Source organism: Comamonas sp. BIGb0124 (assembly GCF_003752175.1).
In the GTDB taxonomy this organism is placed as follows: domain Bacteria; phylum Pseudomonadota; class Gammaproteobacteria; order Burkholderiales; family Burkholderiaceae_C; genus Comamonas_F.
The window spans coordinates 260,551-272,600 of the sequence record NZ_RJVF01000014.1; the positions used below are offsets into that span (position 1 = coordinate 260,551).

At 64.8% G+C, this 12,050-nt stretch carries 12 protein-coding genes; 8 read left to right on the plus strand and 4 right to left on the minus strand.

The window, feature by feature from the left end; translation table 11 throughout:
* The first annotated feature begins 54 nt into the window (after positions 1–54).
* Positions 55–546 (plus strand): peptidylprolyl isomerase, encoded by a 492-nt coding sequence (locus EC845_RS19170; RefSeq protein WP_370451361.1) that lies wholly within the window; start codon positions 55–57, stop codon positions 544–546.
* Positions 546–1,508, plus strand: a complete 963-nt coding sequence (gene ispH, locus EC845_RS19175) for a 4-hydroxy-3-methylbut-2-enyl diphosphate reductase (RefSeq protein WP_123299742.1) — start codon at positions 546–548, stop codon at positions 1,506–1,508. The genes EC845_RS19170 and ispH overlap by 1 nt, the downstream gene beginning before the upstream one ends.
* A gap of 138 nt (positions 1,509–1,646) precedes the next feature.
* Here the strand turns inward: ispH and EC845_RS19180 are convergent, their stop codons facing one another.
* Both EC845_RS19180 and EC845_RS22215 read right to left on the minus strand, forming a co-directional pair.
* A complete protein-coding gene (locus tag EC845_RS19180; RefSeq protein ID WP_123299743.1) occupies positions 1,647–4,763 on the minus strand; it encodes an Rne/Rng family ribonuclease in 3,117 nt (1,038 codons plus the stop codon).
* Between the two features lie 199 nt (positions 4,764–4,962).
* Positions 4,963–5,169 (minus strand): hypothetical protein, encoded by a 207-nt coding sequence (locus EC845_RS22215; protein WP_148077348.1) that lies wholly within the window; start codon positions 5,167–5,169, stop codon positions 4,963–4,965.
* A 737-nt stretch (positions 5,170–5,906) separates the two neighbouring features.
* Between EC845_RS22215 and EC845_RS19185 the strand changes: the two genes are divergently transcribed.
* From EC845_RS19185 to EC845_RS19200, 4 genes are all read left to right on the plus strand, one after another.
* A complete protein-coding gene (locus EC845_RS19185) occupies positions 5,907–6,950 on the plus strand; it encodes an RluA family pseudouridine synthase (protein ID WP_233598177.1) in 1,044 nt (347 codons plus the stop codon).
* Positions 6,951–6,972: 22 nt separating this feature from the next.
* Positions 6,973–7,629, plus strand: coding sequence for an HAD family hydrolase (locus tag EC845_RS19190; RefSeq protein ID WP_123299745.1), 657 nt, complete (start codon positions 6,973–6,975; stop codon positions 7,627–7,629).
* A 72-nt stretch (positions 7,630–7,701) separates the two neighbouring features.
* The gene (gene sppA, locus EC845_RS19195; RefSeq protein ID WP_123299746.1) at positions 7,702–8,781 is read left to right on the plus strand and encodes a signal peptide peptidase SppA; all 1,080 of its coding nucleotides are present in this window, start codon (positions 7,702–7,704) and stop codon (positions 8,779–8,781) included.
* Between the two features lie 124 nt (positions 8,782–8,905).
* Positions 8,906–9,217, plus strand: a complete 312-nt coding sequence (locus tag EC845_RS19200; protein WP_158615735.1) for an H-NS family nucleoid-associated regulatory protein — start codon at positions 8,906–8,908, stop codon at positions 9,215–9,217.
* A gap of 195 nt (positions 9,218–9,412) precedes the next feature.
* On the opposite strand, the gene EC845_RS19205 is transcribed toward EC845_RS19200, so the two are convergent.
* Both EC845_RS19205 and EC845_RS19210 read right to left on the minus strand, forming a co-directional pair.
* A complete protein-coding gene (locus tag EC845_RS19205) occupies positions 9,413–10,270 on the minus strand; it encodes an SAM-dependent methyltransferase (protein WP_233598178.1) in 858 nt (285 codons plus the stop codon).
* Positions 10,267–10,887: a nucleoside triphosphate pyrophosphatase gene (locus tag EC845_RS19210; protein ID WP_123299748.1), complete on the minus strand. Its 621-nt coding sequence runs from the start codon at positions 10,885–10,887 to the stop codon at positions 10,267–10,269. Before EC845_RS19210 ends, EC845_RS19205 begins: the two co-directional genes overlap by 4 nt.
* A gap of 104 nt (positions 10,888–10,991) precedes the next feature.
* Here EC845_RS19210 and EC845_RS19215 point away from each other — a divergent pair, with 104 nt between their 5' ends.
* Together EC845_RS19215 and rpmF are read left to right on the plus strand one after the other, a co-directional pair.
* Positions 10,992–11,546 (plus strand): DUF177 domain-containing protein, encoded by a 555-nt coding sequence (locus EC845_RS19215; protein ID WP_123299749.1) that lies wholly within the window; start codon positions 10,992–10,994, stop codon positions 11,544–11,546.
* Between the two features lie 186 nt (positions 11,547–11,732).
* Positions 11,733–11,924 carry a 50S ribosomal protein L32 gene (rpmF, locus tag EC845_RS19220; protein ID WP_123299750.1) on the plus strand — a complete coding sequence of 64 codons (192 nt, stop codon included), beginning with the start codon at positions 11,733–11,735 and terminating at the stop codon, positions 11,922–11,924.
* Positions 11,925–12,050: the final 126 nt, after the last annotated feature.

Genomic DNA, 12,050 nt, shown 5'->3' on the forward strand with positions numbered 1-12,050 from the left:
CGCCGAGGCCGGTTTTTTACAATGGAGGGCAAATTATCGAGACCACGCATGTCCATTACTGATGAAAATACCGCCCAGGCGGCCACTGATGCTCCTGATTCAGGACCGGTCGTTGTCGAACCCGGTGCCTTTCTCACGCTCCACTACCGCTTGTCTGGACCGACCGGGGACATCATCAACACCTTCGCGGGCAAACCCGCGACGTTGAGCCTGGGCAACGGGGAGCTTTCTCCCGCCGTCGAGCAGCGCCTGATCGGACTGCCCGAAGGCACACGCACGGCATTCGATATCCCGGCGGGCGAGGCGTTCGGCGAACGCAACCCCGAGATGCAGCAATGGGTGGCCCGCAGTCTGCTGGCCGAGCTGGGCGACCCCGACGAGCAGTACCAGCCGGGCGATGTGGTCCAGTTTCCGACCCCCGATGGTCTGAGCCAGTACGCAGGTGCGGTCCAGAAGGTCGAAGAGGCTCGGGTGCTGTTCGACTTCAATCATCCGCTGGCGGGCCAGCCGGTGGTCTTCGAAGTCCAGCTGATCGGAGTGCTTTGATGGCTCGTGAAGTCATCCTGGCCGAACCGCGCGGTTTCTGTGCTGGTGTGGACCGCGCCATCGAGATCGTCGAACGGGCGCTGCAGAAATTCGGCCGGCCCATCTATGTGCGCCACGAGATCGTGCACAACACCTTTGTGGTCGAGGACCTGAAGAACAAGGGCGCCATCTTCATCGAGGACCTCGACGACGTGCCGCCGGGGTCCATCCTGGTGTTTTCGGCCCACGGCGTGAGCAAGGCGGTGGAAAACGAAGCCAAGGCCCGTGGTTTCCAGGTCTTCGACGCGACGTGCCCGCTGGTGACCAAGGTTCACGTGGAAGTCGCCAAGCTGGCCAAGGAGGGTTATGAGTTCATCATGATCGGCCACAAGGGCCATCCCGAGGTCGAGGGCACGATGGGCCAGCTCAACGAAGGAATCCACCTCGTCGAGGATGTGGCCGACGTCGCCACGGTGCAGCCGGGACAGACCGAACGGCTGGCGGTCGTCACGCAGACGACCCTGTCGGTCGACGACGCATCGGCCATCTCGGCGGCCGTGAAAGCACGCTTTCCCAGCATCCGCGAGCCCAAGCAGCAGGACATCTGCTATGCCACCCAGAACCGGCAGGATGCAGTAAAGGTCATGAGCCCGCAGGTCGATGTGCTGATCGTGGTGGGCAGTCCGACCAGTTCCAACAGCAACCGCCTGGCCGAGCTGGCCCGGCGGCTGGGGGTCGACAGCTACATGGTCGACAACGCCGGCGAGTTGCGGGCCGAATGGTTCGAGGGCCGCAACCGGGTCGGGCTGACGGCCGGGGCATCCGCGCCCGAAGTGCTGGTGCAATCGGTCATCGCGCGCCTGCGCGAACTGGGTGTGGTCGCCGTGCGCAAGATGTCGGGCGTCGAGGAAACCGTCAAGTTCCCGCTGCCCAAGGGCCTGAAGACGACGCCTGCCGGCGTCGACAAGCCGGCCGTCGTCTGATCGCCATGCGAACGGCCTGACGGGTCGGTTTGTGCATGCCGCTCGCGCGGCGGCGATACAAAAAAGCCAGCCCGGCGCAACACATGCGCCGGGCTGGCTTTTTTCATGGCCGGCCGCGCGAGGCGGCCGGGTTCACGATCAGGCTTGCGTTTCTTCGAACGGCAGCTTGACGTCGCGCAGATCCTTGCGGGTCTCCACCAGCACCAGCGGACCTTCGTCCAGCACGACAGCCGGCGGCCGTTCGCGCGGCACGTGGATGGGCTGGGGCTCGGCGGCCATGGCAGCCTGTACCGACGCAACCTTCTCGGGATCCGAGCTGATCCATTGCAGGCCGACTTGGGTGGCCAGCGCCGTGAGTTCCGACTGCGGCAATTCGTAGCGGGCCGGTGCAGGCGTGGAGGCCTGGGGTTCGGTTTGCTGAGCGACCGCGGCGGTCACCGAAACGACCTCGATGGGCTGCTGCACGGGAGCCGCAGCTTCCACACGCGCGGCGCTGGCTGCGAGTGCTTCGGATTCGACGGCAATCACCGGCACGGCCTGGGCCGTGGTCTGCACGACGGCCGGTTCCGAGGCGACCGCGACGGGTTCGACCGCGGGTGCTGCTGCCACGACGGCGCCAGCGGCATCGGGCTCGGCCACGGGGGCCAGGGCCGTGCCTTCGGTACCGGCGTTTTCACGGCGGCCATTGCGGCGGTCGCGTCCGTAGCGGTCACGGCTGCGGCGTTCACGGCCTTCCCGCGGTGCGCCTTCGGTGCCGTTGGCGTCGGCTGCCGGTGCAACCGAGGATTCGCCAGACTCGGTGCTCGTGTCTTGGGCGATATCCGCAGCGGCGAAACGGGCCGGCTGACGGGACTGCACAGGCTCGGCATTGGCGGTGCCGGCGTCGGCTTCCGACACGCCGGACGGATTCGCCGCGACGTCGGACGGCTCCTCTTCGCGGGCCGGACGTTCACGGCGCTCGCCGCGGGGCGGACGAGGGCTGCCGTTCTCGTTGCGACCGGTATTGTCGCCACGCTCGCGGCGACCATTGCGCTCACCGCGCGGCTGGCGTGCGGCGTCCTGGCCTTCGGCCTCGTTGCGTGCCGGATCGGCCTGCTGCAGCGTCACATCCGCGGCGGCATCGGCAATGGCCTCGGGTGCCTCGCGACGGCCGCGGCGTTCGTTGTTGCCCCGTGCCTCTCCGCGTTCGCCACGATCACCACGTTCGCCACCGCGACGGCGGCTGTCGCCACCGCGCTCGGTCGACGGCGTCACGGCAGCGGCAGCCGGGTTGCGGTCGCCGCGCTCGCCGCGCGGGTCGGCCGCGCGTTGCTCACCCTGGGCGGGACGTTCGCCACGCGGGCGCCGGCCATCGCCGCTGCGCTCGCCACGTTCACCGCGTTCACCGCGTTCCTGGCGGTCGCCACGGCCGCTTTCCGTCCGTTCGCCATTGCGGCCATTGCGGCCTTCACGGCGTTGGCCGTCCTTTGCATTGCGCGAGGACTTGGCCGGTGTCGTGCTCTCGGGTGCCGGCACGGGTGCCGGTACGGCTTGCGGCTCCAGTCCGATGAGGCGCTTGAACCAGCCCCAGACGCCACCTTCGGCCGCGGCGGGTTCGACCACCGGAGCAGGGACGGGCTGGGCCACCGGCTTGGGCGCGACCACAGGCGCGGGGGCATCGGGCAGCACGCCCTTGATGATCGGCGTCTGCTTGTTGGTCGGCTCCTGCGAGCGGCGTGTCACCGTGGTGGGGTCTTCCACCTGTTCGGCCAACTTGTAGCTGGCCGGGAACGTGTCGAGGCGCGCATCGTCGTGCTTGATGCGGTCGAGCCTGTAGTTCGGCGTTTCCAGCGACTTGTTCGGGATCAGCGTCACGTTGACACGCTGCTTGAGTTCGATCTTGGCGATCTCGGGGCGCTTTTCGTTGAGCAGGAAACTGCCCACCTCGACCGGCACCTGCAGGTGCACCGCCGCGGTGTTGTCCTTCATGGACTCTTCCTGGATGATGCGCAGGATCTGCAGCGCCGAGCTTTCGGTGTCGCGGATGTGACCCGAGCCGCCGCAGCGGGGGCAGGGGATGGACGAACCTTCCGACAGTGCGGGCTTGAGGCGCTGGCGGCTCATTTCCATGAGGCCGAACTTGCTGATCGTGCCGAACTGCACACGGGCGCGGTCCTGGCGCAACGCATCGCGCAGGCGATTCTCGACTTCGCGGCGGTTCTTGGATTCCTCCATGTCGATGAAGTCGATCACGATCAGGCCGCCGAGGTCGCGCAGGCGCATCTGGCGTGCGACTTCGTCGGCCGCTTCCAGGTTGGTGCGCAGGGCGGTTTCCTCGATGTCGCCGCCCTTGATGGCGCGTGCCGAGTTGACGTCCACGCTCACCAGCGCTTCGGTATGGTCGATCACGATCGCGCCACCCGACGGCATGCTCACCGTGCGGGCGTAGGCCGATTCGATCTGATGTTCGATCTGGAAACGCGAGAACAGCGCTGCGTCGTCGCGGTACCGCTTGACCTTGCTGGCATGCTCGGGCATGACATGCGACATGAACTGCTGGGCCTGTTCATAGATGTCGTCGGTGTCGATCAGGATGTCGCCGATGTCGCCGTTGAAGTAATCGCGGATGGCCCGGATCACCAGGCTGGATTCCTGGTAGATCAGGAAAGCGCCCTTGCCGCCCTTGGCCGCGCCGTCGATGGCGTTCCACAGCTTGAGCAGGTAGTTCAGGTCCCACTGCAGCTCGGGCGCCGAGCGGCCGATGCCGGCCGTGCGGGCGATGATGGACATGCCGTTGGGGTATTCCAACTGGTCCATGGCCTCCTTGAGCTCGGCCCGGTCGTCGCCCTCGATGCGCCGGCTCACGCCGCCGCCGCGCGGGTTGTTGGGCATCAGCACCACATAACGGCCTGCCAGACTGACGAAGGTCGTGAGCGCCGCGCCCTTGTTGCCGCGCTCTTCCTTCTCGACCTGAACCAGCAGTTCCTGGCCTTCGCGGATCGCATCCTGGATCTTGGCCTGGCTGGGCGAAACGCCTGAGGCGAAATACTGCTTGGAGATTTCCTTGAAGGGCAGGAAGCCGTGGCGGTCTTCGCCGTAATCGACGAAACAGGCTTCGAGCGACGGCTCGACGCGAGTGACCACGGCCTTGTAGATATTGCCCTTGCGCTGTTCGCGGCCCTCGATCTCGATCTCGTAGTCCAGCAGCTTCTGGCCATCGACGATGGCCAGACGGCGCTCTTCGGCCTGCGTCGCGTTGATGAGCATCCGTTTCATGATGCTGTTCCTTCTCTGTTCGTTACAGGTCAGGCAAGCGATGCATGGCACGGCATCCGCTCACCTCACCTCGTGGAGTCTTGCGACTCCTCCTGCCCGTGGGGGCAAACGATGCACAGGGCTGGCGTGGCGAACGGGAACGGCCAAAGGTGAACGTGAAACGGACGACGGGAACCGGGCGGCAGGCAACAGGGCTGAATCAGTCTGCTGTCTGCCGCAACGATGGCGGCGCGTGAGTCATATGGCAGGTGACGACGCGGCGTGCGGGTAAGCAGGCAACCAGGGTTGCGGTCTGCAGCCGGACGCGGACCCATGCTGCGGGCAGGCTCGCGCCGCCGTGCAAGGGGCGCAAAACGCCGCTTGCCCAGGCAAGGCACACTCCAACCAGATCCAGCAGCAGTTTCATGTCGTCAAGGAAATCCAGATGTCCCCGCTGGCGCGGCCGGGAAATCCTCCCGGCGCATGCGCCAACGTTCAATATTCAAAGCAATTCGAGTTCGCCAAGCGTCAGCCCGAACACCCTGTCCTTCGCCAGTCCGGCTGCCGTCATGTACGGGCAGCGGGAGTGGAGCAGACAGTGCGCGTGCATCGACCTGAATGTCGCGATCCTGCCGGAACGGGCCTGAATTTAGTTGCTCTTCAAGTCAGGCGGCCCCAGCCGGATACGCAAGAAAAGCGGTGTTTTCAGAAAACCCCGCTCTTCCGAGAACTGGTTTCCATCCATCCAGCAGGCGGGGCACGGCGTGCCGTTCTGCTGATGGACAGACTTCGTCCTGTCGCGATTCATTTTATATGAGAACCTGCGGTGCCGGTCACGCATACGACACATCCCTGTGCAACTCGCTCATTGTCCCGAAGCAGGACTCGCCGCTGCCGGGGCAAGTGCGTGCCACGACTCAGGCCAGCGCGCTCACGGTAAACTGGCCACCTGCGTCGATGGCGGGTGGTCGGCCCGCCGTCAAACCAGGAGCGGGGGAGCCCTTTCCATCTTGGTGCCGCCTGTGCGACGCCCCGTATCCTGATCTCCTGATGCCTCGATTCCCTGCCTCTCGTTCCTCCTCGGCCCCTTCGGTACGTCCTCCGCGGCGATCCACGGCGGCGCCGCGTCCCTTGGCTCCGGGCCAGTCGCCCGTTGCCGCTCCTGTGTCTCCCACCGGCCCCGAGGCTCGGCCCGGCGGCGCACCGGCGCCCGGCGCCGAAGCCGCGCTGGCGGTCCGGTTGATCGAGGTCGACGACGAATCGGGCGGTCAGCGCCTGGACAATTTCCTCATGCGCCACCTCAAGGGCGTGCCCAAGACCCATGTCTATCGGGTGATCCGCAGCGGCGAAGTCCGTGTCAACAAGGGCCGGGCCAGCGCCGACACGCGCATCGAGGCCGGCGACCGGATCCGCGTTCCGCCGATGCGCATTGCCGAACGTCCCGAGCCGGCGGCCCAGGCCGCGCCCGCACGCGAATTTCCCATCCTTTTCGAGGACGACCATGTGCTGGCCATCGACAAGCCGGCGGGCGTGGCCGTGCACGGCGGCAGCGGGGTCAGCTTCGGCGTCATCGAACAATTGCGCCGGGCACGGCCGCAGGCGCGGTTTCTCGAGCTGGTTCATCGGCTGGACCGTGAAACCTCGGGCGTGCTGCTGGTGGCCAAGCGCCGGTCCGCCCTGACCCGTCTGCAGGATCAGTTCCGCGAGCGGGAAACGGGCAAGACCTATCTCGCCCTGGTGCCCGGACAGTGGCCTGCCAGGCTCAAGGTCATCGACCTGCCGCTGCGCAAGTTCACCTTGCCGGGCGGCGAAGACGGCGCGGGCGAACGCCGTGTACGCGTCACCGACCGCGACGATCCCGAAGGCATGCGCTCCATCACGCTGGTGCGCATCAGCCCGGCGACGCCGCCCGACGCCGCTTTTTCGCTGCTCGAGGTGACCATCAAGACCGGTCGGACCCATCAGATCCGCGTGCACCTGGCGAGCCAGGGGCACGCCATCGCGGGCGACGACAAATACGGTGACTTCGAACTCAACCGGTCGCTGGCCAAGCGCGGGCTCAAGCGCATGTTCCTGCATGCCTGGCGGCTGCAGTTCGATCATCCGGCCACCGGCGAACGCATTGCCCTCGAGGCGCCCCTGCCCGGGGAACTCGACGCCCTGGTCGGCTTCAATCACAGCCAGAGCCCCCCGACGGGGCTTGCATGAATCTTCAACAGGAGTAGTCCGGATGCCCCGACGTTTCGACTTGCTGGCTTTCGATTGGGATGGAACGCTGTTCGACTCGACCCAGATCATCACGCGGTGTCTGCAAGAGGCTGTACGCGATGTCGGCGGGCGGGTACCGAGCGACCGCGATGCGTCGTATGTGATCGGGCTGAGCCTCATGCAGGCCTTGCAGCACGCCGCTCCCGATCTGGCGGCCGAGCATTACCCCCAGCTCATGACCCGCTACCGTTTTCACTATGCCAAGCATGTCGACGACGTGGTGCTGTTCCCGGGAACGCTGCCCATGCTGCATGAACTCAAGTCGCGCGGCTATTTTCTGGCCGTGGCGACGGGCAAGAGCCGGCGCGGCCTCGACGAGGCGCTGCAGAGCGTCGGCTTGCGTGGCCTGTTCGATGCCTCGCGCACCGCGGACGAAACCGCCGGCAAGCCCCATCCGCTCATGCTCAACGAACTCATGGCCGAATTCGGCGTGACGCCGGATCGCACCCTCATGATCGGCGATACCGTGCACGATCTGCAGATGGCGGCCCGTGCCGGCTGTGCTGCCGTGGGCGTGAGCTACGGCGCCCATGCACATCAGGGCCTCGCCGACCTGAATCCCGAGTTCATCGCCGACAGTACGCAGTCCCTGCACGATTGGCTGCTGAGCCAGGGCTGAAGACATCGCCCGATTCCTATCCTCTGACGACTATGCCCCAAGCTTTCGGGGTGCCATGGAGATGCCTGTCTTATGAATCAAGATCCGACCGGGCGCGATCGCGCCGACCAGCGGGATGAGCCGTCGTGGCATGACGGACCGGCGCCGGCCCATGCCAACCCAGGACCGCCGCAGGCTGCGGTGCGCGGTGCTGCGGCGCCTGCGGCCGCCGGCCAGCCCGGCTGGGAACGCGAGGCCATCGAAAAGCTCGCTTATGCGGCGCTCAGCGAGCAGCGGTCCTCTCGCCGCTGGAAGATATTCTTCCGTCTGGCCTGGCTGGTGGTGTGGGGCGGAATCGCCTGGGGCTTGATCGCCCTGGGCACGGGTTCCGGCAGCGGTGGCGCCGGAGGCGTGAACCCGCACACGGCGGTGGTCGAGATCGACGGCGAGATCAGTGCGGACGGTGAAACCAGCGCCATGAATATCAATGCCGCCCTGCGCCGTGCCTTCGAGGACGATCAGGCCAAGGCCGTGGTGCTGTGGATCAATTCCCCAGGCGGCAGCCCGGTACAGGCCGGCATCATCAACGACGAGATTCATCGGCTCAAACAATTGCACAAGAAGCCCGTCTATGCCGTGGTCGATGATTTGTGCGCCTCGGCAGCGTATTACATCGCCGTCGCCGCCGACGACATCTACGCCGACAAAGCCAGCATGGTCGGCAGCATCGGCGTGCTCATGAACGGTTTTGGTTTTACGGAACTCATGCAGAAACTTGGAGTCGAACGCCGCTTGCAGACTGCCGGGGCTAATAAGGGCATGCTGGATCCCTTCAGTCCGGAATCTCCGGAGCAAAAGCGCCATGTCCAGGTGATGCTGGACCAGATCCACCAGCAATTCATCAAAGTGGTTCGCGAGGGCCGCGGCGAGCGGCTCAAGGAAGACGGCGATACCTTTAGCGGACTGGTGTGGACCGGCGAGAACGCGATGGATATTGGCTTAATCGATCATCTGGGCAGCCTGTCCTATGTCGCCCGCGAGGTCATCAAGGCCGAGAAGCTGGTGGACTATACCGAGCGTGAAAGCGTCTCGGAGCGATTGGCCCGGCGTTTTGGTGCCTCGTTCGCTTCGGAAGCCGTCGGAACCGTGCTCCGGAATTATTCATTGCGTTAACGTCGAGCGGTGATTTGACTATTGATTCACGCAGCCGGCAGATAATGTGAATATAATAGGCCGCACTCGATAAACTCGATGCGGTTGTCGCATGGGGTCGAACTTTTTCTCTCAAGGAATTTGCATGGCTACATATGCTGAACTCAAGGCGCAGGCAGAAGCTCTGCTCAAGCAAGCCGACGAACTGCTGGTCAACGAGCGTGAATCCGCGATCGCCGAAATCAACCAACGTCTCGAGCAACTGGGCCTGACCCCCGACGACCTCAAGGGCGGCAAACGCGTCAAGGCCAAGGCCGACGGCGACAAGCCCAAGCGCATCGTGCCCGTGAAGTACAAGGGCCCGAATGGCGAAACCTGGACCGGTCGTGGTCAGAAGCCCGTGTGGCTTGCCGAATTGCTCAAGCAAGGCCGCAAGGTCGAGGAATTCCTGATCTGATCTCATTCGGATCCTGGGCGGGGTGATTTTCACCCTCCCAAAACAAAAATAGCCGCTCCCTGCCGAGCGGCTTTTTCTTTGCTGCGGTTTGATTTGCGGTACATGAACCTCATCATGGACCGAGTGCGTCAAATCTCGGTGCAGCAACTGTCCTGCTGGGGGTTGTGTTCGGGCGCCGAAGCGCTTTGCAGACCGTCAGCAACCTATTGTGTAAACAGCGGGTAAAGCCATGATCTCTGCAGCGGGTTTGAGCGCTGTCGGGTTTTTTCGCCACTGTGCAACGGCTGCACTGACGTTTTGTGACAATCCCTGTATCTCCAGGGTCAATCCCCAGCTGACCGCCAGCCGGGTGTGCGGCTGCAAATGCTGAATGGCGCTGTCGAGCAGCGCGGCATTGCGGTAGGGGGTTTCAATGAAAATTTGACTCTGTCCCGTCAGGTGTGCGGTCTTTTCCAGTTCACGCAAGCGGGTAGCCCGTTGCGCAGCGTCTTGCGGCAAATAACCGACAAAAGCAAAACTTTGGCCATTCAATCCACTGGCGGCAAGCGCCAGCATCAGGGAAACGGGGCCGACCAGTGGAATGACGGTTAAACCGAGGTCATGGGCGGCGCGGACTATGGAGCTGCCCGGATCCGCAATGGCCGGCATGCCGGCTTCGCTGGCCAGGCCCATGTCGTGTCCCTGCAGACACGGCTCGAGCAAGGCGGCCACGGCCGCGGGCACGCTGTCCGTCGCCGGTCTGCCGCCTCGCTGCGCCGTGACCGCCGTGGCATGGTCGCCTTTCTTGTGCATCTGGCGCGGCAGTTCGGCGATGTGAAGAGCCTGCAGCGGTTGCGCCAGCGGGTGCGTGCGGTCGACGCGCTTGAGGCTGGCCCGCAAGGTCTTGGCGTTTTCGCAAAGCCAGTAGGTCAGCCGTGCGGCGGTTGCCAGTGTGGTCTCGGGCAGCACGGGAATGGGCGCGGGGTCCGCGCTGTCGGGCAGGCAGCCGAAATCCAGGGGAGCCGGAACGAGATAAAGACGTCCGCGTTCGGTTCGGGGAGTGGAAGGCATCATGCGTGCGCTCCGTAGAGCGGCAGACCGGCGGCGCGCAGCAGCCGGCAGGTCCGGATCAGCGGCAGTCCGATGAGTGCGGTAGGGTCGTCGTTGACGATGCGATCGAGCAGGCTGATGCCCAGGCCTTCGCTTTTGGCGCTGCCTGCGCAGTCATAGGGTTGCTCGATGCGCAGATAGGTTTCGATTTCCCGGGCGTCGAGCGTGCGGAACTGGACTTCCACGGCGGCGAGGTCGAACTGTTCGAATCCCGTGGCCAGGCAGACCACGCTGACCGCCGTCTGGAATATCACCGTCTTTCCGCTCATGCGGGTCAACTGCTCGACTGCACGCTCGTGTGTGCCGGGCTTGCCCAGAGGCATGCCTTCGAGATCCGCGACCTGGTCGGAGCCGATCACCACGGCCTGCGGGTGACGGGTCGCCACTTCGACGGCCTTGGCGCGGGCGAGTCGCAGGGCGAGGTCCACCGGCGACTCGCCGGGGTGCGGGGTTTCGTCCACATCGGGGGCATCGGTCTCGAAGGGAATGTTCAGGCGCGACAGCAACTCCCGCCGATAGCGCGAGGTCGAGCCCAGGATCAGGGTGCGTGCGGACGTGGCCGCCGGATGATGAGAAGTCATTCCCGGATTATCCCGTGACTGCCCAGGGAGATCGTGGCCCTGTCCGGACGGTGCGAACCGGGAACTTGTTTTCCCGGCGGGTGCGGACCTCTACACTTGAGGGTATGAATCACGATTTTTCGCTCGAAGCACTCGATATCCGCGCCTTGATCCAGACCGAGGCCTCGTTGGCAGGTCCCTTGCCGCTGGCCGCCTTCGGTCGTGTCACCGCCGACGTCCAGGGGACGGAGGCGGGCGGTGAGATCGACGGCGATGTGGATTGGCAGGCCCAGGGGCGTGTGGTGCCGGTGGCCGGAGCCGCCGACGAGCTCTGGCTGGACCTCGTCGTGGATGCCGAGATCCCGCAGATCTGCCAGCGTTGCCTCAAGCCCATGCGCTCGGCCCTGCACATAGAACGTTCCTTTCGTTTCGTCGCCGACGAACAGACGGCTGCCGCACTGGATGAGGAGTCCGAGGACGACGTCCTGGTCATCAGCCGCCAGTTCGACCTGCATGCCTTGATCGAGGACGAATTGCTCATGGGGGCGCCGCTGGTTCCGCGCCACGACACCTGCCCGCAGAACATTGCCTGGACCGCGGAAGGCGAGGGCTACGACGAGGTGCAGGAGGAGCGGCGCAATCCGTTTGCCGCGCTGGACGTGCTCAAGAAGAAGCTCTGATGCCATTGCCGCGTCGATGCGCGGGCTCCTACCGCTGCCCGCCTCGGATCGGGAACGGGCAGGGGGCTTGGCCTGTTCGCCGGCCTGGGCTATAATCCTCGATTCACGCGCGCAGCCATACCTGTCGTGCACCGAACACCCACCCAGCGGCATGTGCCGTCAAACATTTAAGTTCAGGAGCGGATCATGGCCGTCCAGCAAAACAAGAAGTCTCCTTCCAAGCGCGGTATGCACCGTTCGCACAACGCGCTGAACACTCCCGGCATTGCCGTGGAACCCACCACCGGTGAAGTGCATCTGCGCCACCACATCAGCCCCAACGGCTTCTATCGTGGCCGCAAGGTCCTGAAGACCAAGGCTGATTCCAGCGAAGCCTGATCGGTTGGGCATGCAGACTTCGTTCTGTAGCCCAGACCGCGAGAGGGCCTGCCGCTGCACGGCAAGTGCGGCGCCAGGCCTTTTTTTTCGAGAGCTCTGTCGGCCCTCGTCCCGTAGCAGTTTGTT